We start from the raw sequence: 26,784 nt of genomic DNA on the forward strand, positions 1-26,784 counted from the left end.
CATTGAGCGGCTGGAAATATCGTTTCGCACCCAGATTATCTACCACATCACCCGCTACACCGGCGACAACAACTGGTACGAGCAAGCCCGCTTCTTTAAGCGCAGTACCCCGGCCGAGCAGGCGGCCTCCTCTAAACTCCTCTCCACCATTCGGGGTGAACTGGACCGGGCCAAAAGCAAAACCTTTATCGCCGACTACTACCGCTTCTACGACCAACCCCGCAACCCGCCCGCCTGGATGGTGCTGGAGCTGCTCTCCTTTGGGACGCTCTACAACGTGTTCACCCAATTCGTGGATACCACGCCCAAGCTGGCCATTGCCAACCACTTCAACCTAGCGTTACGGGTCTTCGACTCCTGGATGCAAAGCATCAACGTGGTTCGCAACAAGTGCGCGCATCACGACCGCCTGTGGGACATCTCCATGAAGCCGATGCTCTCCAACCAGCGGGGCCACGCCGGCTACTGGCTCACCGAGCCTAACGTCACGGCCATCAACTCCAAAATCTATTACACCCTCTCCATCTTCAACTTCCTGATGGTGCAGGTCAGCCAGACGTCCAGCTTTGGGCGGCGCGTGGTGGCGCTGCTGCGCGAATACAACCTCATTACTCCGGGCCTGCACCGGCAGCACATGGGGTTCCCGGCCGGCTGGGATCAGGAAATCATGTGGCTGGAGCCGTAGCCACCGGCAAAACAAGCTTCATTTCCCCTGCTACCTTTGCCATCATTTTACTACTGCCCCGGACTGTATGACGTTTGATGATGATTCCGCCGAACGATTTGAAGCCGATTTCCCCTCGTTCGACGCCTCGTTTGCCGTAACGTATGAGGACGCGCTACGCTTGGTGCGGGGGTATCTGCGCTCCTACGAGCCGACGGCCCTACCGGAGCTACTGGAGCGCTGCACGGACCTGAAATTGGCCATCGCCACCGAACAATTGCACCAGGTGTACTATGGCCCCCTTGTTAAGCAGGAGCCCAAGTTGATTCAGAGCCTGCTGGGCATTTTCGGCTATCAGGCCAGGCTACTGGGTTTCGATGTCGGGCCGATACGGGGCAAGACGCGCTACATGCTCTTCCTGAAGACAAAGGGCCGTCTGGGCCGCTTTCAACAGGAGCTGGCCGCCTTCGACGCGGAGGTATAGGGTTAGTAGCTCAACTGGGGCATCAACCCATCTTTCAATCGGGCGGATTTATACGCTAAGCATAGTCTTGGCCTATTTACGGGCCGTTGAAGTTGGAACACAATTTCCCGCTAAGGGAGCGGTGTTCCGCTTCTCTGTATTTTTGAGTTCCCCCCTCCTATCGGCCCCGCGCATGGACCAGCTTCGCATGATAGAGTACCAGCCGCGCCACTGGCGCGTGGTGTATCCGGCCATAGTGCTACAGCACGAGGCGCTGTTTCAGCAGGGCAAAGCTTTGCACACGGCCGCGCCCCTGGAAGCGGAGCAAATCTACCGGCGCATCATGGCCGCCTGCGGGGAGTTGCACCTGGATGCCGTTTCGCACCTGGGAATGCTGCTCAACAACCGGACGCCTGGCCTGGGCCTCACATACCAAATGCAGGCGTTTATGCAGGCCCGGGTCTTGTTTCCCAAAGCCTTCGAGGAAGGTCGGGATGTGCTGCTCTACGAATCCACGGGTAACGGCTTCGTGCTCACGGCCTACTACGCCATGGGCATGGAGTTGCAAAAAGCGAAGAAGTGGGCCGAAGCGCTGGCCCTATTCGAGTTCCTGGTGCTGATTAACCCGAAGGACAACCACGGGGCCGGGCGGTGGATTGCGGGCCTGAAGGAACGGATAGCGGCTGGGGGCGGAAACCCGGACCCGGAAGCTATTTCGCTGGTCAGGCCCTAAATAGTTGTCAAAAAGTAGTGCAGGAAACCAGCCCCGCTGCTAGCAACGGGGCCGGTTTCAGTTCAATTGGATTCGTTGGTGGGGCGGCGTCCAGTCCGTCCATGTGCGGGTGGTCTGGCAGCAAGTACACTGCATTTTCAACTCCGTGGCGACGGGCGACACGTCCAGTACCTCCTCGTGGGCATGGAGCGTTTCCTCGCCGCAAGCACTGCACATTAGTAGCTCGGTGCCAGCTAGCATATCCTGCATAAAGTGTAGCTCGTCGTCTTCCATAGTCGGGGCTTCAAGTTGAATTAGCGCTCAATTCCGCCACTCTCGCGGCCGGCGCCGGGGCCACCACGCTCAATCGTTTTAGGTGGTTTTTCCAGCACACTGACTGAATTACGCAGCTCGTCGGTGTACTTGTTGCTGCTCAGGCTCGGAATGCTGCTGGCGGCCTGCATGGCCTTATGGGTGTTTTCCTGGTTCATGCCCGCAATTGCTGGGCTGCGCTCCACAAACTTGGCTACCTCCCGCAGGCGGGCGGCATCGAGTCCCTTGCCGTTTTCTTCTAGACCCCTGGCCACCTCGCGAGCCGCCTTAATAAAGAGCGGCTGGGCCTCCTCGTGGGTTTTGGGCACAATGGCAGCCGGGTTGGCCGTGCGCTCAGCGGCGGCCGGCGCGGCGGCTTGCGGCTGCCGCTGGGGGCTCACCAGTTGCTTGCCCTCGGCTAGCTGCGCCACCTGCACCGACGAAGCACGTAGCCGCCTGGCGTCTTCCAAGTCCAACGTCATGTCCTTCATGCCGGGATGCTTCAGAATCTTGTCAGCGGCCAGCTGCATTTCAATAATGCCGGGACCTTTAATGGCCACGGGGTCATGGGTAACCGCTGAAACCCGCTGGGCCAGCTTTACGCCCTGGTCATAATTGCCGGGGCCGGGCATATTGGCAATGACGTTTGCCGCCCGGTAGCCCGTCACCTCCAGTTCCCGCCGGGCATCCATTGCCTTCATTGCCGACGACAGTTCCGGGGTCGCGGCGGCCAGGCTGGGGTCGCGCAGCTTCTCGGCCGCGGCTCCCGGTGCCGGCGTCGTTATCTGCTGCAACATTTCCCGGAGTGGCTTGAGGTTCTTATCAGCCTCGGCGGGGGGGTACAGCCGTACCATCGCCTCGTCGCGGCTACGGTTCAGCACTTCGGGCGATATTTTCCCAAAGTCCACCTGGTAGCCGGCTTCCTTGCCCAACTGGGTAACCATTGCCTGCAGGGTGCGGCCGTTGCCCTCGCGGAAAGCATGCGTGTGGTTGTACTGGTCCATGTAGTAGGCAGCCCGCTCGGTGAACTTGTCCTGGTCCAAGCCCTTCAAGCCGTTCTCCTTACCCAGTTGCTCCCCGATGGCCCCTAGCCGCTGCTCAATCTCCTTATGCGGGGCATAGGTCATAGTTTCCTTGAAGCCGGTAACGTAGGTGGCCTTGTTACCCTGAAATCCCCGGTCGGCCCGCGTCTCGCCGGCCCACTGGTACACGTCCTCAAAAAGCTTTTTGTGTAGCTCTTTCAAGTGGGCATGGTCAAACTGCCCGCCCTGGATACCGCCCGACTCATTGAGTTTGGCCAGCTTGGGCAAGGCGCTATCATTCTCCACCTGCCGTAGCACTTCGGCATCCTTGATGCCGAATTTGTTGAGTAGTATCCCGTTTTCGTCGCTGAACTTGTCGTTGGCTGCCATTCGCTGGATGGTTGCAGGTTACTGTTCAGTTGAGGCCGGCGTGCCGTACGTGGCCTGCAGGCGGGCGCGGTTCAGCTCGTCCACCTGGTCTAAGGTCAGTTCCCCATCGACGTAGCGCTGCATCAGGGCCATTACCTCCTCGCTGGGCGCAGGGCCGTTGCTCATCAGAATAGAAACCGAGTTGGAGGCGTGGCGCTCCCGCTCCTGGCGGGCGCGCAGTTGCTCGGACGTTAAGCCAGCAGCGGCGAGGGCAAACGTAGGTACTTGCATAGAATTCTGGTAAGAGAGAGTGGATATCACTTAAACGAAAAACATGTCTTGAACGTCGTTTTTTGGCCCTTTTTCGGGTTATTCAGCAGCGATTTTTACACCTCATGCCAAGGTGTTTACGTGCAGGGCCAACGTATCCCTTACCTCCTGGCGCACCCGCATGAAATTCTCCTGCACCGCGTCGGCCAGGGCTTTCTCTGGGTCGTCATCTGGCCCGCCAAAGCTCACCATCGGGTGCAGGGGAAACTGGTCCCCCGTCCACTCGGGCCGGGTGATAGTACCCTGGAAAAAGGTGCTCTCGGTTTCCACCGTCTGCCCGATGAACTCCCCCTGCTGCAGGCCGATGGTATCCTGCACCCGGACGAGGTTGCGCTCCTGGTAGCTGGTACTTTGGTTGGAGTTGCTGTTGCGGCGGCCGGTCCCGCCCTGGCTCGTGCCGGTGCTGGTGCTTATCATTTCCTTGTCCTCGCGGCCTACTAGCTCCGAAATGAACTTGGCCGTTTCCAGTGAGTTCACCTTGCCGAAAAACTGGTTGTTCAGGTTCGACACCATTACCTGCATCTTCTCCTTGCCGTAGGCATCCGTCATCTGGCTCAGGTCCTGCGTCATGTACACCATCGCTACCTTGTTGCTACGGGCCGTGGCCGGTATCAGCTCCAGGCCGGGCACGTAAATGGTCGCGGCCTCGTCGAGGAACACGTAGCTGCGGTGCTTGCGCTGCTGGTTCATCAGCTTTAGCGCTACCGTTATCACGCACGACACCACCGGCGAGAACGTCTCCTTCAGGGTTGGGTCGTTGCCGATGCACAGCAGCTTGGGGGCCTTCGGGTCATTCAGATTAAGCGAGAAGCCTTCCCCCTCCGCCTCGTTGGGCGTCAGCACCCACACGATTTGCGGGCTGTTAATCCGGGTTAGAATCACCTGCAGCGTGCCCACTACGGCGGCTATCTGCTTTTCCGCTTTCTGCTTTACGGCGGTAATGATGGACCTAGCCAGGTCGCCACTCTCCAGGTCCGTGTCAAGCATACTCAAAACGTGCTTAAAGTCGTCGTGCATCGCCGTAGCTACGACGTGGGGAATGGTGCACAGCGCCGGGTAGTGCTTGCGGTAAAACCAGATGATGCTGGTCAGATACGCCACGGCGCTGGTATCGAAGAACTCCATCTTGCGGATGCTGGATGGATTCAGGTTATTGATGATAGCCCGGCTGTATTCCTCGGCAAAGGCCACCACGGGCATATCATCGGGCCGCAGCGGGTTCACCCGCTCACTGCGTGTCAGGTCCCGGAAGTTGATGATGTGCAGTTGTACCGGCGGCTCATCCAGTTCCTGCTCGGCAGTGGTCAGCTTAGCTGCGGCCTTGCCCACCATGCTGCCGGCGTACTTCGCCGCCTGCTGCTTCTCTTTCTCCCGCTGGCGCTCGGCCAGAACCAACGCTTTCTGCGCGGTTTCCGCCAGCACCGGAAACTTAAAGTCGTAGATGAGGCCGGCGAAATTCTTGTAGGCAAACTGCTCTACCATCGGCTCCCCTATCGAGAAGGTCTTGCCCGCGCCGGCCCCGCCCAGTACCAGCGTGCCCCGGTACGGGTTGGCAATGGTTATCCAACCGCCATCCGCCGTGCGGAAATAGATGCCGTCCGGCGTTTCTATCTTCTTGCGCTCGGTGGTCAGCCCGAAGGCTGGGCGCTTGGTAGTGGCCCACAGCAGCCCTACCAGCCCACCGCTGGCCAGTACGGCCGCGGCGGCACCCGGATACCCGAACGTGATAAAGCCGGGCGTGTAGTGGTGCATATTCAGCAGCACGTAGCCGGCAATCAGGAACACGGCCGCGCCTATTCCGGCCACCACGCGGAATGCCTTTTGATTGATGGGCTTGCGCTTTGGCTTGCCCGGCACCGTGGCCGTGGCCTTCTGCACGAACACTAACACGAGGCCCGCCAGCAGCAGCAGTGCCCGTAGCCATACACCGGCCGGGCCGTAGAACTTAGCCGCCTTCACTAGAAGCTTCGACTTGAACCCCTGGCCCGCCTTCGCTACGGCCTCGGCGCGGGCCACGCTTTTACTCAGTGCCTGGTCGGTGGCGTGAGTCGCGGAAACGGCAGCATGTGCGCCCCCCTCCCCTACTACCTGGCCGGCTTCGAGCTGCGCCTTGGCAATCTTGCGCTGCCGCTGGCGCTCGTTGATGGCGGCAATCCGGGCGGCTAGTTTTTCCTTGGGAGTAAGGGCCTTTATCTCGGGCTGGGTGAGCTGCACGGCGCGGGCCTGGGCTATCTCGTCACGATGAAGCAGCGTGTAATACTCGCCGCCGATGATGGCCAGCAGTAGCAGGACGAAAATCAGCCCGACGTTCTGGGTGTTGGGTGCAGCCCTGGGTGGTTGGCTAGACATAACTGTGTAGATGGTTATTGGAAAGGATAAGCGTTTTAGGTGGTGGCGCTACATTTCAATATCAAGTTCCCCGGACGTACGGCCTCGCTTCTCGCCGATGCTCTCGGTCTGCTCCTCGCGGCCCCTGCCGGAACGGACCGCCTGTTGCAAGGCGCGCAGGGCACTGGTGGCTGCTTGCTGCTGCTGAGGCTGCTCCCGGCCGGTGGTCAACAGGTGGTACGCGTTATCAATGGGCTCCCCCGCCTTCGCCCGGCGTTCGACGGTAGCCAGTGAGCGGTAAAAGGTCTTATCGTACTCGCGGCCCTGGGCTATCTTTTGCACCCGCGCTGGGTCAAGCTGCTGCGCCTTCGGCACCTGCTTGTTCAGTATCGCAATCCGCTCTCCAATCTTGGCGGCGCGGCTGGCATCGCGGCTGGCGTCACGCGGCTTGACCTTCACCTTTTCGTGCTCCTGCGCGGTGTAGGCAAACTGCTTCTCAAACTGCTTGCCCGCCTGGGTCTGCCAGTTGATTAAGTCGAACCGCTGCCGCCGGCCGGCGGGGTTGAGGCTTATCTTCTGGCTCCGGTCGCGGGCACTCACGATGACGTGAATATGCGTTTGCAGGCCGGACTTCTTCTCGCCCGTCTGAGCTTGGCCGGCGGCCACCTCGGGGTCAGTGCCCCGGTAGCTTCTGTCCTGATGGATGGTGGCCCCCCATACCAAATCCTCACTGCGCAGCTGCCGCCCTTCCTTTAGCTTAAAGTTGCCGGCGTACTGCTCCATCACTGCCCGCGTGTAGGCTTTCAGCTTCTGTTCGTCGTTACCGATATGCTCCAACTCGTCGGCGCTGGGGCTAATCACCAACGAGTAAAACTTGGCATCATCCGCCCGCAATCCTTTCACGTTGGTGTCGATTTCATACATCAGTTCTGCCGCTTCTATGCCGTCGCGGTCAGCCCCAAAAAACGTTGCTGTCTGTCCATCTTTAGCCGCTTCCTGCTTCAGATAATTGAGCGTCTGCGCGCTGCTGCCGCTGTTGTCATAAGCGGCTTTACCGTGCGTCGAAGGATTGATTAGCTTAACGTACATACTGGCTTAGCTGCTCGGTTCGGTATCCTTTTTCCCCGGCTGCCCCTCCCCTACTGTCTTGCCTGAACCAACGGGCTGAGCACCGGTCAGCGCCTCTTTTAGCTGCCGCTCTACCGCCTCGTCATTCTGCTGCCGTAGCTTCTTCAGCGTCTCCCGGTGCGCCGCCAACTGGCCTTCGTTAAGTAGGCTCAACTGTCCGTTCAGGTTGTTTACCAAGATTTCATTCATTCGTAGAACCCGCTCTAGCGTGATACGGGAACGCAGCATTTCTTCCAGCATCGGGAGCAGCAAGCTGCGCTCCTCCTCTTGCATATAGCTGAAAACCCGGTCGCCCAGCTTCTTCACCTGCTGCATGATTAGCTGGCCCTCGCGAGCCACGTCGTCCGCTGGGTTGAGTTGCCGGCTTGTGAAGTAGTCCAACGCCGCCTCGGTGTATTCACCAAGACTCATTTTCAGCCGGGTGGCGGCTTTAGCGGCGGCCCCGTGGCTGGTTGCATTTACCCGAATCTGCGGTTTCTGCTCTTTGGCCATTTCTACAGCTGAAACAGTGGCTAAAACTACGATTCAACGACATCTTGTGAGCAAACACATGCTATAAATCAGACCGTTAAGTCTAATAATCACATTATTTCAGCTCTGCTGAAATCCAAGTAACACAAATACAATGCTTTAGCACTGCATTTGTGTTACTCTTCTTGCTAAAAAGAATTGAACGACTATCAGTACGGCTTTAGCTGCCCGATGTTGTCTACGGCCGTGAAATCATCAGCTGCCACTATTGCTAAGACTGCTGCTAAGCTACGAGTTAGAATTACTATACCAGGGCCTAGACTGATACCCCCTGACGCGCTACCTTCTATGTGATATGTTGAACCAGATGGGCCATTGGGAGAATAGCCTACCTAGCCTTCTACTAACCGCTCCCCACCTTTCAGTCAGAAACCCTTAGTATCGCTATAATCCCTCTTTAACCATTTACTCACTACTTCACCACTTCGCTACTTCAAAATACGCATCTTATTACACCTCCTGAGTACGCAATCGCTACCTCGCTACTTGACTACTTCGCTACCTGGAAATATCAGACATCGATTTGCTATTGATTTTTTCGCTACATCGCTACTTAACTACATCGCTACCTACAAAGGCCAAAGGGTTGGTAAAGTACTGTCTAATGTTTCACTACTTCACCACTTGGCTACTTCGCTACTTATAATACCAATAAACTATCTTTTATTCACTAGACTTGTTCCCAAATAGTATTTTTGGGCATGCTTGACGTGAATACGATAGTTGACGACCGCCAGATGCGGGCGTTGACGGGGCTGGATATGGCCACTTTTTGCGCTTTGGCTGAGCCCTTTACTAGCGGCTGCCAGCAAGAAGCGGATGCACGTTTCACAGACCAGCATCCGCGGAAGCGTAAGGCGGGTGGCGGGCGTAAAGGCGTGTTAGCCAGTTCGCAGCAGAAGCTTTTATTCATCCTGTACTACCTGAAAACGTATCCCACCTTCGATGTATTGGCCGCCACGTTTGGCTTGCCCCGCTCCAAAGCCTGTGAACATGCCCACCACTTGGCCAAAGCCCTGGAACGGACCCTGCGCACCTTGAACGTGCTGCCGGCCCGTGCCATTGACTCGCTGGCGCAGATGCAAGCCGTGTTTGCCGACGTGCCCGTTCTACTGCTCGATGCCACCGAACGGCCCCATCACCGGCCGCAGGCCCTGGTAGACCAGAAGGCCGACTATTCGGGCAAAAAAAAGACTGACGCGTAAAAACACGCTCATCGCCGACCCCAGCCGCTACATTCACTACCTGGGACCCACCACGAACGGGGCCACCCATGACTATCAACTGCTTAAAAATGAATTTGATGTAAACCTGGGACTGCTCGACCTGTTTGAGCTGCTGGCCGATTTGGGCTACCTGGGGCTGGTGGCGGATTACGACCTGCCCCCCGTGAGTTTGCCGCACCGCAAGCCCCGCCGCAGCAAAAAATGCCCCGTCGCGGCGCTGACCGATGCGCAACGCGCCGCCAACGGCGCCCACGCGCGCCGCCGCGTTAAGGTTGAACACGCTATCAGTGGGGCCAAACGCTTGGGCTGCGTCGCCCAAACGTACCGCAACAAATCCAACTCATTTAACGACCGGATAATGGCCATTGCCTGCGGTATTTGGAACTGGCATCTGACGCAGAAAAAAACAAACCTTATTTAGGAACAAGTCTACTACTTCGCTACCTAACTACTTCGCTACCGACACTGTGTCAACACTCTCGTTTTCTCGCTACTTCACCACTTGACTACTTCGCCACCTCTTACTATAATATTTAATTCGCTACTTCACTACGTCGCTACTTAACTACTTAGATTTATCGCTACGTCGCTACTTAACTACCTCACTTCGTCGCTACCTCGCTACTTCGCCACATAAATACTTCGCCACTTTTCCTGTATGTTTGTGCTATCCGCCTGACTGACCACCCGGCACAAAGTTCATTAACCCTAACCAGTAAACCCATGCCCAAAATTATCAGCTTTGCCACTCAAAAAGGCGGCTCCGGTAAATCAACCCTGCTACTCGTGCTTGCCGCTCCCCTGGCCACTGAGTATGGGCTAAAGATTGCCGTTCTGGATTGCGACTATCAGCAGAGCATCGTCAAAACCCGTGCTCAACTGGACGCGCACAATTTGGCTAACCTTCAGAAAACCGACCCTGCGGCTAAGTACCCCTACGATGTATTCCCGCTGGCCCTGGATAAGATTTTCGAGTTCATCGACAATCCCGATAATCAGGAATACGACCTTATCATCATCGACGTACCCGGCCGGGCCGATGGCGACGATGTTTTCAACGCGCTCACGGCCTGCGACGCTGTAATTGTGCCTCTGGTATCGGATTACCTGGACCGGGCGTCTACGGCGGAGTTTATGGGCATTCTGGAAGCTATCAAGCAGTCTGCGGAGGAGGCCCAACTGGATTTCCAATACTTCGGCCTTCCAACCAAGCGCGTTGCCGGCCGGCGGGAAGAAAAGGACATGGATGAGTACATCGACGGGCTGGGCCTCTCGCGCCTCAACTCCTCCCTGGGCCTGCGCACCGCCTACAGCCGGGCCTCGACGCTCTATAGCTTGCTCAACCCTACCTACCGCACCTACGCTGGCGGCAACAAGGACACGGATGCCGAAATACGCCGCGTGTGTGAGGAACTGATAGAACGCCTGGGCTTGCCCCAGCGCAAAGCCGGGAGCCAGCTCAGCGAGTCGGCCGATACGTCAACCACTAAAACCAACTAAGCAATGGGTATCGAGAAACCGAAAATCGAGCCACGGCAGCGTATTCCCGTTTCTGCTGAGCGACGGAATCAGGCCCGGGCGGGCATGGATGGGGAGCTAGTCAAATCAACCAGTGCCACGACTGCTGACGCTGCGCCGGCAGTAACCGACCCTGCAGTAGCCCCACTGGCTCCGGTCGATGCCCCGGTGGCCCCCAAGCCAACGCTGGCTCCCGTAGCGGCTCCTGAGCCTTCAGCTGCATCGACCAGCCAGCCAGCATCGCCTGTTCAATCGGTGGCCACGGTGGCTCCCACGCTGCCGGCAGCCGCTCCGATAGCTAGCCCCGTTGCACGGCCCCGGCGTGGGCGCAAGCCGGCCGCCCCGGATGCCGTACTGATGGAAACCGAACGCTCGGTAAAAATTCCGGAAAGCGTCTGGAATGAGATTCGGCTGGCGCTGGTGCTGCTGCCCAAAGGGGAGGATAGCCCGGTCAGCATAAAGGCGTACCTGGTCGCCGCCCATCGGCACTATGAGGCGCAGCTGCGCAAGCAGGGCAAGCTACCGGCTAAGCCAGCGGAAAGTAAATAGCGTAATTTGCAGCACTGGTTAGGGGTAAGTCGTCGGTTTGGTCGCCGGCACCTGGCTTCTCCTTTCTGGCGCTGTAGCGCCAACCAAGGGCAGTTCCTACCAGGGCTGCCCTTGTTGTTGGAATAGCAGTAAAAACCTGCTTTCTGAGGTCAATGCACCTCCTGACATAGAAGAGCCCCAGCTTGGACAAGCCGGGGCTTTTTGTTGATGCACCTGAGTAGGGGAGGGGAGAGGTCAGCGCTCTTGCTGGTCCTGGCCACGCTCAGTTGCTTGGCTCTGCCCGGCCTCCCGCGCCTGGCCTGGGACCCAGCGGCGCTGCTGGTCTTTAGCGCTTTCCATCACTTCACTACCAGACTGCCGGTGCACCGCGTCAAGCGTGGTGCTGATGCGCTCTAGCTCCGGGCTTTTCAAGCTGTACTGCACGTTCAGGTAGCTAACCCGCTGGCCCTGCTCTGACGCTGCAGCGGGCTGCACGTCGCTTACCTGTGCCCCGCTCATGCGAACGGCCGCTTGTACCGCCTCGGCCTGGCCGCGGGCGCCTGGTGCCCGCGCTGCTTCCGTAACCCGAATAGTTGCCTGCTGCATGTCCGCTGCCGGTTGAGCTAACAACTGATTAACCCGCTCCATCCGTTGGACATGGGTTACGACACCCCTCACCCACTCCGGCGGCGGTGACTGCAAAGGAGCTATCAGCCCTTTTTCGATGAGCGCACCCGGCTGAAATGGCCGGCTGGTATTGTCTATCAGCTCGATGCGGTCAAACTCCTTGTAGTTCTGCTTTAACAGGGAAAGGGACTGGTGGTACCGCTGCTCGATGATGGCCGGGGGCACGTCGTGCCCGCCCTTGGCTACTCGGCTCAGTACCCGGTCCTGGCACTCGCGCACCGACTCCAAGCTGACGTACACCAGCTCAACGCGGTAGCCGGCTGCTTTAGCGCCATGAATCAGCTTGTAATCGTTGGTCTGGGCCAAGTTGCTCTCAACCGAGAAAGAAACCCTGCTGTCACGTAGCTCTTTGATGCGCTGGGCGGTCATCGATTCCACGTCAAAGCCGTTGAGCTGGGGATTCTGCTGTTTCAATACGTCGCCGTTCACCTGTTCCACCGATGAACTACGAGCCGCCATTGCATTGAACAAGGTACTTTTCCCTGCGCCGTTTGGGCCGGCGAACACATAGAGTACTGGTTGCTGCTCCACCGGCCGCGCTTCGCTCACTAGGCTCCTACAGCGTCAAGCAGTAGCCGGCGCGTCTGTGGCTGGGTCAGCGAAACCTCGTACACCTCGCCGGTGGCAGGGTATTCATGCACGTAACGGCCTTGCTCGTCCCGGTAGGAGAGGAAGGTGTTCGCGGCAGCTGCCTCAGCGCGCAACTGCTCCCCAATGGATTTCTGAAACTCCGGCGTCGTCAGCTGGGCGAGAAAGTTGGTTACTGGGGAGTTCATGGCAGGAGGCAAAGGGTACACGAATATAACGCAAGCGCGGGTAAAGTAGTGGCATTTTGCCCAAGAAAATGAGTGCAGCAACCGGCCAGCAGGCACTGAAAGAGGGGAGGGGCAGTTGGGGAAAAAGGAGGAAACCCCTGCGGCTTACCTACTGGTCGCGCTGCTCGTCGCCGGGATGCTCGGGGTACTCCCCGCTGTCTTGGTTGTCGTCCGGCTCCTCCTGGGGAGGGTACTCCGGTATCCAATCCTGCGCGGTGCCGGTGAGGGCTTCCTCGGCCTGGCAGTTGGGCACGGGTTGCGCAGGCTGCTGCGGGGACTGAGGCCGGCGTGGCTCCAACTCGCGGCCGAAGAAATGGCCTAGCGTTACGCCGGGTGCCTGCTTTTGGTACCATTCGGGCATTTCGTCCGGCTGGCAGATTACGCCCAAGTACCCGTCGGCGTGGAAATAGGCCCGCACGACGGCTGGACCAAAGCCGTTCATGTGAATATGAACGCGTGAGCCGATTTCAGGCACGGCCGAATCTCCCGACCAATCGAGGTTGATTGGCAGGCTCAGGCGGGTTGGATAGCCCAGCCACTGCGGGCAAGGGGTCACGGAATTCAGCCACTGGCAGGGGCTAATCTGGGGCTGCTTCGGCGCGGGAGTAGTATTCATAGCGGTAGATTTCCTATTGAGAAAATAGATTGGGAGCTATCCGGCTGCTGGTGCTAGGCTGCCTGGGCAAGCTGGCTGCCGAAAACGCAGTGGGCGCGGGGGTGCATCTTGTGGGCACGTCGGCTGCCGGGGTGGAAGGGCTGGGTCACGAGGCCGATAAAGCCGGCGGCGTGGCAGTAGCCCAACACCTTCACCGTTTCGACCTTCCCGCCTTGGTTAGCGCTCACGTACACCCCGACTGGGGGCACCGGCTGCTGGGCCGACCAATGCAGCCCGCCCGGCAAGGCTTTCAGGCTGGGCACGGCGGTAAACTCGGGCGTGGCCAGGCGCAGTTGGGCCGCTTCCTGGCGGGCCTGCTCAGTTGCGGCCTTCTTGGCGGCGTGGGTGGCGCGCATTTTAGCCAGACGAGTGGTGGGGATGCGGCGGGCGGGGCGGTACAGATTGGTACTTTCCATGGCTAAATGGGCGTTTTATTACGTTGTTGCTTATACTTATTAAACGTAATAGACGCACCCTCATTTGCAAAACATACATTTATAAAAGCATGATTTACTAATATTGTTCAGCCTTTTTTCCCCACTGCCCCCAAGTAGGCTAGTGCATGGTGGTATTGATCTCATTGTGGCTTGAACCAAGAGTTGACGGACCGTGGCCAAGTGAAAGATTTTGCTCAATCCTCCATTCTGGTTGTCTGGCAACATTTCCCCCGTTCTGGGGGTCTTGGTAGCTATGAGCTACATCGTGAGAGACCAAGAGTTAGTGCTTCAGCACTGGCCGGGCAAAGGAGCCTGGACTTATCACCTTATCATCCCGAACTCGCGTGATATTCCCGGTACGTGGGGTCACATCAAGGTGTCGGGCACAATAGATGACTACACGGTTGAATCACGGAATTTGGCCTCGCGCAAAAATCAAGACAAAATGCTCTCCGTGAATGCTGCCATCCGCCAGCATTCACGGAGAGCAAGCTGGCGACACGGTGCGCGTCACGCTCTACCGTGAGCCTAACCCAGTATTGGTCCGCGAAGCCGAGGTACTAGCTTGCCTAGACGACGCCGGTGTGTTGACGTCGTTTAACGCCTGCAAAGCCGAAGACCGACGAGCTTTACTGCACGAGGTGTTTTCTCAGCCGGACGCCACGCGACAGGAAAAGAAAATCCTGGCCCTGATTGCTACGCTTGACTTGCAGAGTACCACTAGGTGAGTTCACAATAAGCCTAGCTTCAGCAGGCAGTATGGCCGCTCATTTAACTTTTGGACTACAGTTGTAACCAAGGTCCATGGGTAGTGAATGCCGCACCCGTTCTTGGCTTCATCGGAGAATAGCTAAAACTTGCCCTGTGCGCGGCTTGGCGGTCGGATGGTAGCAGCGCTACTTGAGCAGCTGCGAGTCGATTCTGCAGCCTCTTGAGGCACTAATTTGGCTCTTCCCGGCTCGACTGGTCCCGGCCGACGGTAAGGTGGGGGCTGGAGTAGTAATTAAGCTAGTACAACAGCCAATTGCATATAGCAATAAAAGATAATTAAATCTTGAAAAAGTACAAACAGGTTTATTCGCGTATATGCTTTTTTGGACTGTCTTGTTTTGTTGATTCTCGACTTGTCCACACAGTTTTATACCCTAAATGCTTCTCGTTCTCGCGTAACAAAGTTGTAGGTTATTTTAAGAAGATGGTAAGTTAAACTCTAATAGTAACTAATAAGGAGTAAATCGAATAAACCTGCTTCTTTAAGGTAATAAACCTGCTTCTTTAAGGTGAATCTGAGTGAATAAACCTGCTTCTTTAAGGTAATAAACCTGCTTCTTTAAGGTAATAAACCTGCGCACTTTTACACAAGCTGGTTTTTTAGCCGTATGTTTCGGCCTGATATCACTGGATGAGGCAAAAGTGTCTCTGGTGGCTGCAACCGTAACCTATCGGCTAGATGTTAGGAAACCGACTACCCCGCGTTACCCTGCCCGTTCCCATGCTGGAACTAGACCTGCAGTATGAGCCCGAAGCGCTGGCGCGGGTCAAGCAGCATTGGGCGGCCACCTTCGCCCATCAGCGTAGAATTTCCGTGTACGGCAAGCGCATTATGGCGCGGGTGATGGAGCAAATCAAGGAAGATGACTTGCAGTTGCGCGACTATTATCAGCTGCGGGTTTCCTCCGTGGTCGAGGGCACCGACATTGATACGGACACGGCATATTCCTTCCTGAAAAAGGCTATCTACGAACTGGCGCACGTCACCTGGGAATTTGAGAGCCTGGACGGGAGCGAGTGGTACATCCGGCACCTGCTGGATACGACCAAGGAACGACGCGTAGGCTTCAAGGATGGCATCATTACCATCATTCTGAACCCGCAGCTCGCCCCTTACTTCGTTCAGATTGCTGGTCAGTATTCGACCTATAAGCTGGATGGCTATATGGGCCTGCATAGCTGGTACAGCATGCGGTTCTTTGAGATACTATCCGCGTTTCGGGATACCGGCTGGTGGGAAGTATCACTGGAGGAATACCGCTTGCTCATGGACTGCGGCCAGGAAATGGATAAGTACGGCTCCCCCAAAAAGGACCGGAAAGGCAACCCGGTGATGAAGCACGCCGACACCAACGAATTGATTAAGAAAACGGTGTTGGGGGCACAAAAGGAGTTGGAAAGGACGCCCTGCGCCTTCGTCTACAATCCTATCCTGGAAGCCAACCGGGCGGGCCGGGGCCGGAAGAAGATTGTGGGCCTGCGCTTCGAGCTGCTGCACAAGCAGTCTACCGTTATCCCGGCCTCGTGGCTGGCCGACGAAATCTTACGCCCGGTTATTGACCGGCTACGGGAGTTCAAAGTAACTGACCGCAACATCGCGCTTTACCTCAAAGTGATGGAGGTAGTCGAAGCCCGCAAGCTGCTGCGGGAGTGGCAGCTCAAGGAGAACAGCCAGAAGAAGATTGACGACAAGCAGAAATATTGCAACGCCGTTTTCGTACGGGTCGGCAAGCAAATCAGCGAGGAGAAGAAGAAGGATGCTCTGCTGGCCCGGCAGGTGGTGCAAGCCGCGCTGGGGTTTGACAAGAAATAAATACGCCGTAAAATCCCGTTTCTGTGTATGCACCGTATGGCTGAGCTAAAGTCTTCTCTCACGTTGCTATAACCGTTCTCTGGCTGTGGGACCGTTAATGCTTTCTGATTATCTGGTTGGGAACCTTCCCCGGCGTTTTGCGGTAGAAGCAACTCCGGCTCCCGGGATTTAGTACCTTTGCCGCTTCATGCGCCTGCTCAGCCTATTTTTTGCCTGCTACTTTGCCTTCCTCTCCTGCATAACCTGCACGGATGAGGTAGCCGTGTGTCAGGACCAGGCGCAATCGACGGTGGCAGCGGCTACGCACTCGGACTACAGCACGGACGCCCTGGGCGACTGGTGCTCGCCACTCTGTCAGTGCCACTGCTGCGGGGGCATCGTGGTCACGCTGCCAGGCACGGCCGTAGCCGTTTACCCCCAGTCGGTTGAGTGGGGCACCAGCCCCCAGCACGGCCGGCTGCTAGTGGGCTCCCCGACGCGGGCCCTCGGTTCTGTGTGGCAGCCGCCCCAGGCCTAATACTTTCCTTTTTTTCCTGCTGACCACCCTGCCCGGGCGGCTTGCTTCCGTGCGGAGCCGGCTCATCGGAGCTTGCCAACGCGTGGCGTTGGCTCCTACGGGTGCGTTTCATCCCCGCCGTTCCCGCGCCCAGTAGCCGGAACCGCCGGGCGAGCAGGTATTCACTGAACGTGTTAGACCTAACCCCCACAGCAACGGATGTTTGACCGGCTGATTCATTTTTCCATTCACAACAAGCTCATTATCGGGATTCTGACCCTGGCCCTGGTGGCCTGGGGCGGCTACTCGCTGAGCCGGCTGCCGATTGACGCGGTACCCGATATCACCACCAACCAGATTGTCGTCTACACGGTGGCCCCCTCCTTGGCCGCCAGCGACATCGAGCGCCTCGTGTCCTTCCCCGTCGAGCAGAGCCTGGCCACCATTCCCGGCCGCGAGGAAGTGCGCTCCTTTTCCCGTTTTGGCCTCTCGGTCGTGACCATTGTCTTCGAGGACAAGATTGACATTTACTGGGCCCGCCAGCAGGTCGCCGAGCGCCTGCGGGAGGCCGAGAGCCAGATACCCGAGAGCATCGGCCGGCCGGAAATGGCTCCCGTTAGCACCGGCCTGGGCGAGGTGTACCAGTACCTGGTGCGGGCCAAGCCCGGCTTCGAGAAGAAGTACGACGCCCGCGAGCTGCGCACGATTCAGGACTGGATTGTGCGGCGGCAGCTGCTGGGCACGCCCGGCGTGGCCGACGTGGCCAGCTTCGGCGGCCAGCTCAAGCAGTTTGAAATCCGGCTCGACCCCACGCGCCTGCGCTCGCTGAACGTCACCACCGAGCAGGTCTACCAGGCCGTCTCGCGCAACAACCAGAACGCGGGTGGGGCCTACCTCGACCAGAAGCCCACGGCCTACTTCATTCGCACCGAGGGCTTGGCCGAAAACGCCGCCGATTTGGGCAATATCGTGGTGCGCAGCACCGCCGGCGGCATGCCCGTGCTGGTGCGGGACGTGGCCGACGTGCGCCTGGGCTCCGCCGTCCGCTACGGGGCCATGACCCGCAACGGGGAAGGCGAAGTGACCGGCGGCATCGTGCTCATGCTGAAAGGGGCCAACGCCAACGATGTCATCAAGGACGTGAAAACCCGGATGCTGACGGTGGAGAAATCCCTGCCGGAGGGGGTGGCCATCGACGTGTACCTGGACCGCTCCGAGCTGGTGGGCCGCGCCATCGGCACGGTGAAAACCAACCTGATTGAGGGCGCGCTCATTGTGCTGTTCGTGCTCATTCTGTTTCTGGGCAACTGGCGCGCCGGCCTGGTCGTGGCCTCGGTCATCCCGCTGGCCATGCTCTTTGCCATCGCCATGATGCGCCTGTTCGGCGTATCGGGCAACCTGCTCTCGCTCGGGGCCATCGACTTCGGGCTGGTGGTAGACGGGGCCGTGATTATCGTCGAAGCCATCGTGCACCGCCTGCACGGCGGGCAGCTGCAAGTTCCGGGTAACCGCCTCAGCACCGACCAGATGAACGAGGAAACGTACCACGCCGCCAGCAAAATCCGCTCCTCGGCCGCCTTTGGCGAAATCATCATCCTGATTGTGTACCTGCCCTTGCTGGCGCTGGTCGGCATTGAGGGCAAGATGTTCCGGCCCATGGCCCAGACCGTGGCCTTTGCCATCATCGGGGCCTTTATCCTGAGTCTGACCTATGTGCCCATGATGTCGGCGCTGGCTTTGAGCCGCTCGACGGAAGTGAAGCGCAACTTCTCCGACCGGATGATGAGCTGGCTGGAAGCCCGCTACCGGCCGGTACTGGAGTGGGCCTTGCGCCGCAAAGCCGTGGTGCTCACCTCGGCCGTAGCCCTGTTCGTCGGGGCGCTGCTGCTGTTCCGCACGCTGGGCGGGGAGTTCATTCCGCAGCTGGCCGAAGGGGACTTTGCCATTGAGCTGCGCACGCTCACCGGCTCCTCGCTCAGCTACACCGTGGACCGGAGCCTGCAGGCCGGGGCCATCCTGCAGAAGCAGTTTCCCGAAGTCAAGGAGGTCGTGGCCAAAATCGGGGCGGCCGAAATTCCCACCGACCCCATGCCCGTGGAAGCGGCCGACGTCATGGTGATTCTGGAGAAAGACCAGAAAAAGTGGACTTCCGCCAAAACCCAGGAGGAGCTGGCCGGCAAGATGGCCGAAGCGCTGAGCGTGATTCCCGGCGTCACCTTCGGCTTCCAGCAGCCCATCCAGATGCGCTTCAACGAGTTGATTTCGGGGGCCAAGCAGGACGTGGTGCTCAAAATCTACGGCGAGGACCTGACCCAACTGGCTGCCTACGCCGAGCGGGCCGCCCGCCTGGTGCGGCAGGTGGAAGGGGCCGAAGACGTGTACGTGGAGCAGGTCACGGGCCTGCCCCAAATCGTGGTCAAGCTGGACCGTAACCGCCTGGCCCGCTTCGGCCTCAACGCGGAAGACGTCAACCGCACCGTGCAAACGGCCTTTGCCGGGCAGACCGCCGGCCAGCTTTTCGAGCAGGAGCGCCGCTTTGACGTGGTATTGCGCCTGGCCCCGGAGCTGCGCCAGAACATCGGCAACGTGCGCCAGCTGCTGGTGGCGACGCCCAATGGCGAGCAAATCCCCCTGGAGCAGGTGGCCTCGGTGGAGCTGCAGGAAGGTCCCAACCAGATTCAGCGCGACGATGCCAAGCGCCGCATCACGGTGGCCTTCAACGTGCGGGGCCGCGACGTGGAAAGCGTGGTGACCGAACTGCAGGGCAAAGTAGACCGGCAGCTGAAGTTCGCGCCGGGCTACTACACCACCTACGGCGGCCAGTTCGAGAACCTGCGCAAGGCTTCCGAACGGCTCAGTATTGCCGTGCCGGTGGCCCTGCTCTTGATTTTTGTGCTCCTGTTCTTCACGTTCAAGTCCTTTAAGCAGTCCATCCTCATCTTCACGGCCATTCCGCTCTCGGCCATTGGGGGCGTGCTGGCGTTGTGGCTGCGCGGCATGCCCTTCAGCATCTCGGCCGGGGTGGGCTTCATTGCCTTATTCGGCGTAGCCGTGCTCAACGGCATCGTGCTCATCGGCTACTTCAACCAGCTCAAGGAAGAAGGCCACACGGACCTTTACCGGCGTATTCTGGAAGGCACGCAGGTGCGCCTGCGGCCGGTGCTGATGACGGCTACCGTGGCCTCGCTGGGCTTTTTACCGATGGCTCTGTCCCAGTCGGCCGGGGCCGAGGTGCAGCGCCCGCTGGCTACCGTCGTCATCGGCGGGCTGGTCACGGCCACGCTGCTCACCCTGCTGGTGCTGCCGGTGCTCTACGCCCTGTCAGAGCGCAAGTCCAAACCAACGGGAGAAGAAAAGCCGCGGCCGACGGCGGCCGTACCGGTTGCGGTGCTGCTGCTCGTGCTGGGTGGATTGCTGGCCGCGGTACCGGCTCGGGCGCAGGGGCCGCTTACATCCACGCAGGCCGTGGGGCAGGCGCTGCAGGCCAACGGCACGGTGCAGGCCGCCCAACGCTCCCTGGAAGCCCAACAGGCCCTGCGCCGGACTTCCTTTGACGTGGGCCGTACCACGATTCTGGGCACTTACGGGCAGGTCAACTCCCCGCTTTCGGACAACGTGCTCAGCATCGGCCAGTCGCTGGCGTTGCCAGGCTACTACAAAGCCCAGGCGGGGTTGAGTCAGGCCCAGATTGGGGGCCGGGAGCAGCAGCTGGCCCAGGTGCAGGCCGAGCTGCGCCGGCAGGTGCGCCTGAGCTACGAGCAGGCCGTACACGCCCGCCACCGCCTGCGCACGCTGCGCGGGCAGGACAGCATCTACACCGAGTTTTTGCGCGCCGCGCAGCTGCGCTTCAAAGCCGGCGAGGTGGCCCGCCTGGAACCGGCCAACGCCCTGATTCAGCAGGGCGAGACGCAAAACCTGCTCATCCAGGCCCGGGCCGACTACGCCATTGCCCAGCGTCAGCTGCAGGCCTTGCTGCAAACCACGCAGCCCGTCGCCATTGCCGATAGTGTCCTGCGCCTGCTGCCCGCTCCCGGAGCAGCGGCGGACACGGCGGTACTGGCCGCCACGCCCCAGGCCCGGGTACTGCAGCAGCAGATTGCCGAGCGCCGGGCCGAAACCCGCGTGGAGCAGGCCCAGGGGCTGCCGCAAGTGACGATAGGCTACACCAACCAGTCGCTGCGGGGCACCTACGAGGTGGACGGGCAGGCCACGACCTACGGCACCGGCGACCGGTTCCAGAGCGTGCAGGCCGGCGTGGCCATTCCGCTGCTGCGCGGCCCCCAGAAAGCGCGGGTGCAGGCGGCCAAGCTGCAGGAGCAGGTCGCCACGACTACCTACCAGCGGTATCAGGCCGAAGCCGCTGCCCAACTCGATGAGCTGCGTCTGCGCCTACAGGAGCAGCAGCGCCGGGTGCAGTTTTACGAGCAAACCGGCCTGCCCCAATCGGCCGTTATCGTGCGTCTGAGCCAACTGGCCTATAAAGCCGGGGAAACTACCTACTCCGAGCTGCTGCTCAACCTGGAGCGCGCCCTGAGCGTGCGCACGGCCTACCTCGACGCCGTACTGGCGCATAACCAAACCGCCATCGACCTGGACTACCTGCTGGGCACGGCAGCCCAGTAATCTCTTCTCCCTGAAATCAATTCCATGAATAAGATTGCATCCCTGGTACTGCTGCTTGGCCTGACCCTGGCCGGCTGCGGTGCCGATAAGAAAGAAAGCGCGGACGCGGAAGCCACCGCGCCCGAAGGCAGAGAAGCCGGCGGTGAAGCGGCAGGCGAAGAAGCCTCCGACGTGGTGACCCTCTCCCCGGCGGAGCAGCAGGCCGCCGGTCTGAAAACCGCCCGCCTGGCCGACCGCCCGATGGGCGCGGGCCTGGCCGTGACGGGCACGCTGGACGTGCCGCCGGAAAGCGCCGTCAATATCACGGCCCCGCTGGGGGGCTTCGTGGAGAACACCGAGCTGCTGCAGGGGGCCCGCGTGCGCAAGGGCGAAGTGCTGGCCACTATCCGCAACCCGGAGTTCGTGACGCTGCAGCAGGACTACCTCGAAACCCGCGCCCGCCTGGAATACGCCCGCACCGAGCTGGCCCGCCAGAAGGAGCTGTACGAGCAGGAGGTTGCGCCCCAGAAAAACTACCAGCGCGCCCAGGCCGACTACCGGGCCCTGCAGGTGCAAACCAACGCCCAAGCCGCCCGGCTGCGGCTGGCGGGCTTGCCCGTAGGTGGGCGAATCGTCACCACGGCCAGCCTCCGCGCCCCGCGGGCCGGCTTCGTGCGGGCCGTGAACGTGACGGTGGGCCAGGCCGTGACGGCCACCGACGCGCTGTTTGAAATCGTGGACCCCGAGCACCTGCACGTCGAGCTGACCGTATTTGAGCGCGACGTGGCCCGCGTGCAGAAGGGCCAGCTGATTCGCTTCACCCTGGCCAGCGACTCCACCGGCTCCCGCCGGGAGCGCACGGCCCGGGTGTACCTCGTCGGCAAAGCCATTGGCGAAGACCGCACCGTGCGCGTGCACGGCCACCTCGACCAGGAAAACGACCCCGCGCTGCTGCCTGGCCTCTACGTGCGGGCCATGATTGAAACCGGCCGCACCCAGGCCCCCACGCTACCTGACGCGGCCCTGGTGCGCTTCGAGGGCAAGAACTTCGCCTTTGCCGTGGATTCGCCCGGCCGCTATCGGATGGTACCCGTCACGCTGGGCCGCAGCGAGGACAATTTCACCGAAATCACCCTGCCCAAGGAAGTGGCCGCTACCAGCACCTTCGTCACGGAGGGAGCGTATTCGCTGCTGGCCAAGATGAAAAACGCCGAGGAGGAGGAATAGCCCCCGGCCGGCAAACGCCGTTCACAGCCCCTTACCCCAACCGATGAGCTACCTACAGCCCTTATTCCTCTTCTTTCTCGCCGGCCTTTGTGAAATCGGGGGCGGCTACCTGATGTGGCAGTGGCTCAAGGCTGACCGCCCGGCCTGGATGGGGCTGTTGGGGGCCGTGCTGCTGGTCGTGTACGGGTGGGTTGCCACCTGGCAGTCCACTTCCTTCGGCAAAACCTACGCCGTGTACGGCGGCGTTTTCGTCGTCATGTCCATTGCCTGGGCCTGGTACTTCGATGGCTTCCGGCCCGACCGGTTCGATGTGCTGGGCGGGACCGTCGTGCTGCTGGGCCTGGCCGTTATCCTGTTCTGGCCCCGTTCGTAACTCGTATGCTGGAACTCCTCACCGGTGCTTTGGTGCTCAGCTTGCTGCACGCCGCCATTCCCAACCACTGGGCCCCGGTGCTGGCCGTGGCGCGGGCCGAAGGCTGGCCCCTGCGGCGGGCGGTGGGCGTGACGCTGGTGGCCGGGCTGGCCCACGTCCTGAGCACGGTAGGCATCGGCTTGGCCCTGGGCCTGCTGGGCTGGCGGCTCTCGGCCCGCTTCGCGCAGTTTGCCGGCTGGGTGGCCCCGCTGCTGCTTATCGTCATCGGACTGCTCTACGCCTTTTCCGGCCCCGGCCACACCCACCCCGACCCCCGGCCACTCCGCCAACGCCCGCCGCGCCGCCGCGTGGTGCTGGGGCTGGCGGCCACCATGTTTCTGGCTCCCTGCCTGGAAATCCAGACGTTTTTTCTGGCCGCCGGTACCCACGGCCCGGCCGCGCTGGCCCTGCTCATGAGCGTGTACCTGCTGGCCTCCGTATCGGCCATGTGCGTGCTGGTAGCGCTGGCCCACCGCAGTCTGCGGCGCCTGAACCTCGACGGGCTGGCCCGGCACGAGCGCCAGCTGACCGGCGCAGTACTCGTGCTGGTGGGCGTGGCCGGCTTTTTCGTGGACTGGTAGCCCCGACTGGCCGTCCCTGTATTACTTACCCTGACATTCCCTTTTCCTATGCCCGACCCTACTTCCCCTAATACCAACGAAGAGCTGAACACGGCCAAGCAGGCCAAGCTCGAAAACGTGGGCGCGCTCAGCCGCGACCAGCTCACGCCCGAAGCCGCCGCCGCGCCCGAAGGCCACGACGTGCCCGGCCATGACCACGCCGGCCACGACCATCCCGCCGGCAAGCGCGTGGTGGACCTGGCGGGCAAGGCCGCCGACGAGCATGCCGGCCACGACCACGCCAGCGGCGACGACCACGACCATGGCCCCGTGGGCGCGAACCCTTACCTCTGGCCCGGCGTGAGCCTGGCGCTGCTGCTGGGCGGCATCGCGCTGGATTACTATAAAGTAGGCTTTTTCACCGGCTACGTGCGCCTGGCCTGGTACGGCGTGGCCTTCCTGCTGGTCGGGTGGAAAGTCATTCGCTCGGCCGTGCTCAGCATTCCCAGCGGCAACATCTTCAACGAGTTTCTGCTCATGAGCATCGCCACGCTCGGGGCCTTTGCCATCGGCGAGTACCCGGAAGGCGTAGCCGTGATGCTGTTCTACACCGTGGGCGAGCTGTTTCAGGACGCGGCCGTGAACCGGGCCAAGCGCAGCATCCGGGCCCTGCTCGAAATTCAGGCGACCGAAGTCACCGTGCTGCGGGACGGCCAGTCGCTGGTGCTCGACCCCAAAGCCGTGCAGCTGGGCGACGTGATTGAGGTGCGGCCGGGCGAGAAAGTGGCCCTCGACGGCACGCTGGCGAAAGGTCCGGCTTCGTTCAACACGGCCGCCCTCACCGGCGAGTCGGCTCCACAGACCAAGCAGACGGGTGAGGTAGTGCTGGCCGGCATGATAAACCAGGAAAGCCTAGTGCAGGTGCTGGTCACGGCCACCTACCAGGACACCAAGCTGGCCAAGATTCTGGCCATGGTGCAGGACGCGGTGGGCCGCAAAGCCAAAACCCAGCAGTTCATTACCAAGTTCGCCAAGGTCTACACGCCCATCGTGGTGCTGCTGGCCGTGCTGCTGGTGCTGGTGCCCTACTTCGTGGTCGATGACTACGTGTTCCGCACCTGGCTCTACCGGGCCCTGGTGTTCCTGGTGATTTCCTGCCCCTGCGCCTTGGTCATCAGCATTCCGCTGGGCTACTTCGGGGGCATCGGCGCGGCCTCGAAAGCGGGCATCCTCTTTAAGGGCTCGAACTTCCTGGACGTGATGCGCGAGCTGGATACGGTCGTGATGGACAAGACCGGTACGCTCACCCAGGGGGTGTTCGCCGTGCAGCAGGTGCAGCCCGCCGCCGGCATGGACGCTGCCCAGATGCTGCGCCTGGTGGGCGCGCTGGAAGTCAAATCCACCCATCCCATTGCCAAAGCCGTGGTGCTGCACGTCGGCGCGGCGGCGGCGGGCGTGCCCGTGGAAAACGTGGAGGAAATCAGCGGCCACGGCCTGCGGGGCCGGGTGGAGGGCCGCGACGTACTGGCCGGCAATACCAAGCTGCTCACCAAATTTAACGTAGCCTACCCGGCCGAAGTGGACCAGGTGTTTGACAGCATTGTGGTGGCCGCCATTGATGGGAAATACGCCGGCTACCTGACCGTGGCCGACGCGCCCAAAGCCGACGCTTTGCAAACGGTGCAGGAGCTGCGGGCCGACGGCATCACCAAAATCGTGATGCTCTCCGGCGACAAGGACAGCATCACCCAGCGCGTGGCCAAGGAGCTGGGCATTGACGAGGCCCACGGCGGGCTGCTGCCCGAAGACAAGGCCCGCTACGTGCAGGAGTACAAGGACGCGGGCCGCAAGCTGGCCTTCGTGGGCGACGGCGTGAACGATGCGCCCGTGGTGGCCCTGGCCGACGTGGGCATTGCCATGGGTGGCCTGGGCTCGGACGCCACCATTGAAACCGCCGACGTGGTGATTCAGACCGACCACCCCAGTAAGATTGCCACCGCCCGGCGCATTGCCCGCGCCACCCATTCGGTGGTGTGGCAGAATATCTGGCTGGCCTTTATCGTGAAGGGCATCGTGCTTGTGCTCGGGGCCGGCGGCCTGGCTACGATGTGGGAAGCCGTGTTTGCCGACGTGGGCGTGGCCCTGCTGGCTATCCTCAATGCGGTGCGCATTCAGCGCATGGACTACGCCACGCCGGGCACGGGCGGCCCGGCGCCGGCTGGCCCTACCGTTTCACCTACCAAAGCAACCCAGTCATGAGCGGGTCCCACGGCATGAGCGGCAGCGCCGCCTCGCGCAACAAGCGCGCCCTGACCATCGTCTTCTTCACGACGCTGGCCTACCTGGTGGCGGAAGTCATCGGCGGCTGGTGGACCGGCAGCCTGGCCCTGCTGGCCGACGCGGGCCATATGCTCACCGACGTGGCCGGGGTGGGCCTGGCCCTGCTGGCCATTCGTTTCGGCGAGAAGCCGGCCACGCCCGAGCGCACCTACGGCTACTACCGCTTCGAGATTCTGGCTGCCCTCACCAACGCGGTGGTGCTGATTCTGATTTCACTCTACATCCTCTACGAGGCCTATTTCCGCTTCCTGAACCCACCCAAGGTGGAAAGCACCACCATGATGTGGGTGGCCGGCGTGGGCATGCTGGTCAACCTCTACGGCGTGTACCTGCTGCGCAAAAGCTCGGGCGAGAGCCTAAATATGAAGGGCGCCTACTTCGAGGTGCTCAGCGACCTGCTTACGTCCGTGGGCGTGATAATCGCGGGCGCTATCATGCTCACCACCAAATGGTACTACGCCGACCCGCTGCTCTCGGCCGGCATCGGCCTGTTCATTCTGCCCCGCACCTGGGCCCTGCTCAAAGAGTCGGTGGCCGTGCTGCTGGAAGGCACCCCGGCCGATGTGAACCTGGAAGCCCTGCGCCAGGGCCTGCTGGCCGAGCCGGGCGTGGCGGCCGTGCACGACCTGCACGCCTGGGTGCTCACCTCCGGGGTCAACGCCCTGAGCGTCCACGTCGTGCTGGCCGAAGGTGCCCAGCACGACGACGTGCTGGCCCGCGCCCATGCCTACGTGACGGGCAAGCACGCCGTACAGCACGCCACCATTCAGGTGGAGCGCGGCGACTTCGCCCGGCATGAAACGCACCTGTAAGAACTGTCTGGCTACTTTTTCACCTT

At 60.6% G+C, this 26,784-nt stretch carries 26 protein-coding genes; 16 read left to right on the forward strand and 10 right to left on the reverse strand.

The window, feature by feature from the left end; translation table 11 throughout:
- The 3 genes from BLW21_RS19510 to BLW21_RS19520 form a co-directional block, all read left to right on the forward strand.
- A partial coding sequence (locus tag BLW21_RS19510; RefSeq protein WP_139255335.1) for an Abi family protein occupies positions 1-685 on the forward strand: 685 nt, incomplete at its 5' end.
- Positions 686-752: 67 nt separating this feature from the next.
- Positions 753-1,148 (forward strand): hypothetical protein, encoded by a 396-nt coding sequence (locus tag BLW21_RS19515; RefSeq protein WP_092743570.1) that lies wholly within the window; start codon positions 753-755, stop codon positions 1,146-1,148.
- 142 nt (positions 1,149-1,290) lie between these two features.
- Positions 1,291-1,860 carry a hypothetical protein gene (locus BLW21_RS19520; protein WP_139255336.1) on the forward strand — a complete coding sequence of 190 codons (570 nt, stop codon included), beginning with the start codon at positions 1,291-1,293 and terminating at the stop codon, positions 1,858-1,860.
- A 57-nt stretch (positions 1,861-1,917) separates the two neighbouring features.
- Here the strand turns inward: BLW21_RS19520 and BLW21_RS19525 are convergent, their stop codons facing one another.
- The 6 genes from BLW21_RS19525 to BLW21_RS19550 form a co-directional block, all read right to left on the reverse strand.
- The gene (locus BLW21_RS19525; protein WP_092743574.1) at positions 1,918-2,133 is read right to left on the reverse strand and encodes a hypothetical protein; all 216 of its coding nucleotides are present in this window, start codon (positions 2,131-2,133) and stop codon (positions 1,918-1,920) included.
- Between the two features lie 20 nt (positions 2,134-2,153).
- The gene (locus BLW21_RS19530) at positions 2,154-3,563 is read right to left on the reverse strand and encodes a Fic/DOC family protein (protein ID WP_092743576.1); all 1,410 of its coding nucleotides are present in this window, start codon (positions 3,561-3,563) and stop codon (positions 2,154-2,156) included.
- A gap of 18 nt (positions 3,564-3,581) precedes the next feature.
- The gene (locus BLW21_RS19535) at positions 3,582-3,833 is read right to left on the reverse strand and encodes a hypothetical protein (RefSeq protein ID WP_092743578.1); all 252 of its coding nucleotides are present in this window, start codon (positions 3,831-3,833) and stop codon (positions 3,582-3,584) included.
- Between the two features lie 102 nt (positions 3,834-3,935).
- Positions 3,936-6,221, reverse strand: a complete 2,286-nt coding sequence (locus BLW21_RS19540) for a TraM recognition domain-containing protein (protein ID WP_092743580.1) — start codon at positions 6,219-6,221, stop codon at positions 3,936-3,938.
- Between the two features lie 48 nt (positions 6,222-6,269).
- A complete protein-coding gene (locus BLW21_RS19545) occupies positions 6,270-7,289 on the reverse strand; it encodes a DUF5712 family protein (protein WP_092743582.1) in 1,020 nt (339 codons plus the stop codon).
- A 6-nt stretch (positions 7,290-7,295) separates the two neighbouring features.
- A complete protein-coding gene (locus tag BLW21_RS19550) occupies positions 7,296-7,820 on the reverse strand; it encodes a BfmA/BtgA family mobilization protein (RefSeq protein WP_092743584.1) in 525 nt (174 codons plus the stop codon).
- 917 nt (positions 7,821-8,737) lie between these two features.
- Here BLW21_RS19550 and BLW21_RS21650 point away from each other — a divergent pair.
- From BLW21_RS21650 to BLW21_RS21370, 4 genes are all read left to right on the forward strand, one after another.
- Positions 8,738-9,064: a helix-turn-helix domain-containing protein gene (locus BLW21_RS21650; protein ID WP_175471060.1), complete on the forward strand. Its 327-nt coding sequence runs from the start codon at positions 8,738-8,740 to the stop codon at positions 9,062-9,064.
- Positions 9,065-9,104: 40 nt separating this feature from the next.
- Positions 9,105-9,506, forward strand: a complete 402-nt coding sequence (locus BLW21_RS19560) for a transposase family protein (RefSeq protein ID WP_245711973.1) — start codon at positions 9,105-9,107, stop codon at positions 9,504-9,506.
- Positions 9,507-9,808: 302 nt separating this feature from the next.
- Entirely contained in the window at positions 9,809-10,585 is a 777-nt protein-coding gene (locus tag BLW21_RS19565; protein ID WP_092743590.1) for a ParA family protein, read from the forward strand.
- A 3-nt stretch (positions 10,586-10,588) separates the two neighbouring features.
- A complete protein-coding gene (locus tag BLW21_RS21370) occupies positions 10,589-11,152 on the forward strand; it encodes a hypothetical protein (RefSeq protein WP_139255337.1) in 564 nt (187 codons plus the stop codon).
- Between the two features lie 234 nt (positions 11,153-11,386).
- Here BLW21_RS21370 and BLW21_RS19575 read toward each other — a convergent pair whose 3' ends face one another.
- From BLW21_RS19575 to BLW21_RS19590, 4 genes are all read right to left on the reverse strand, one after another.
- On the reverse strand, positions 11,387-12,367 hold the full coding sequence (locus tag BLW21_RS19575) for an ATPase (protein ID WP_092743592.1): 981 nt from the start codon (positions 12,365-12,367) through the stop codon (positions 11,387-11,389).
- The gene (locus tag BLW21_RS19580) at positions 12,367-12,594 is read right to left on the reverse strand and encodes a hypothetical protein (RefSeq protein WP_073112424.1); all 228 of its coding nucleotides are present in this window, start codon (positions 12,592-12,594) and stop codon (positions 12,367-12,369) included. Before BLW21_RS19580 ends, BLW21_RS19575 begins: the two co-directional genes overlap by 1 nt.
- A gap of 148 nt (positions 12,595-12,742) precedes the next feature.
- The gene (locus BLW21_RS19585) at positions 12,743-13,249 is read right to left on the reverse strand and encodes a hypothetical protein (protein ID WP_092743594.1); all 507 of its coding nucleotides are present in this window, start codon (positions 13,247-13,249) and stop codon (positions 12,743-12,745) included.
- Positions 13,250-13,302: 53 nt separating this feature from the next.
- Positions 13,303-13,704: a hypothetical protein gene (locus tag BLW21_RS19590; RefSeq protein WP_092743597.1), complete on the reverse strand. Its 402-nt coding sequence runs from the start codon at positions 13,702-13,704 to the stop codon at positions 13,303-13,305.
- Between the two features lie 274 nt (positions 13,705-13,978).
- Between BLW21_RS19590 and BLW21_RS22175 the strand changes: the two genes are divergently transcribed.
- The 9 genes from BLW21_RS22175 (at position 13,979) to BLW21_RS19635 (ending at position 26,758) form a co-directional block, all read left to right on the forward strand.
- Positions 13,979-14,251, forward strand: coding sequence for a DUF1905 domain-containing protein (locus BLW21_RS22175; RefSeq protein WP_217633894.1), 273 nt, complete (start codon positions 13,979-13,981; stop codon positions 14,249-14,251).
- 966 nt (positions 14,252-15,217) lie between these two features.
- Entirely contained in the window at positions 15,218-16,309 is a 1,092-nt protein-coding gene (locus tag BLW21_RS19600; protein WP_245711972.1) for a replication initiation protein, read from the forward strand.
- Positions 16,310-16,496: 187 nt separating this feature from the next.
- Entirely contained in the window at positions 16,497-16,826 is a 330-nt protein-coding gene (locus tag BLW21_RS19605; protein ID WP_092743600.1) for a DUF6660 family protein, read from the forward strand.
- Positions 16,827-17,024: 198 nt separating this feature from the next.
- Positions 17,025-21,428, forward strand: coding sequence for a CusA/CzcA family heavy metal efflux RND transporter (locus BLW21_RS19610; RefSeq protein ID WP_092743602.1), 4,404 nt, complete (start codon positions 17,025-17,027; stop codon positions 21,426-21,428).
- Positions 21,429-21,452: 24 nt separating this feature from the next.
- The gene (locus tag BLW21_RS19615; protein WP_092743604.1) at positions 21,453-22,634 is read left to right on the forward strand and encodes an efflux RND transporter periplasmic adaptor subunit; all 1,182 of its coding nucleotides are present in this window, start codon (positions 21,453-21,455) and stop codon (positions 22,632-22,634) included.
- A 43-nt stretch (positions 22,635-22,677) separates the two neighbouring features.
- The gene (locus tag BLW21_RS19620) at positions 22,678-23,007 is read left to right on the forward strand and encodes a YnfA family protein (RefSeq protein ID WP_092743606.1); all 330 of its coding nucleotides are present in this window, start codon (positions 22,678-22,680) and stop codon (positions 23,005-23,007) included.
- Positions 23,008-23,012: 5 nt separating this feature from the next.
- Positions 23,013-23,627, forward strand: a complete 615-nt coding sequence (locus BLW21_RS19625) for a hypothetical protein (RefSeq protein WP_073112515.1) — start codon at positions 23,013-23,015, stop codon at positions 23,625-23,627.
- Between the two features lie 48 nt (positions 23,628-23,675).
- Positions 23,676-25,865, forward strand: coding sequence for a heavy metal translocating P-type ATPase (locus BLW21_RS19630; RefSeq protein ID WP_092743607.1), 2,190 nt, complete (start codon positions 23,676-23,678; stop codon positions 25,863-25,865).
- Positions 25,862-26,758, forward strand: a complete 897-nt coding sequence (locus BLW21_RS19635; protein WP_073112513.1) for a cation diffusion facilitator family transporter — start codon at positions 25,862-25,864, stop codon at positions 26,756-26,758. Before BLW21_RS19630 ends, BLW21_RS19635 begins: the two co-directional genes overlap by 4 nt.
- Positions 26,759-26,784 lie beyond the last annotated feature (26 nt).

Origin of the sequence: Hymenobacter psychrophilus, from assembly GCF_900107135.1 — a bacterium.
Classification (GTDB): Bacteria; Bacteroidota; Bacteroidia; order Cytophagales; family Hymenobacteraceae; genus Hymenobacter; species Hymenobacter psychrophilus.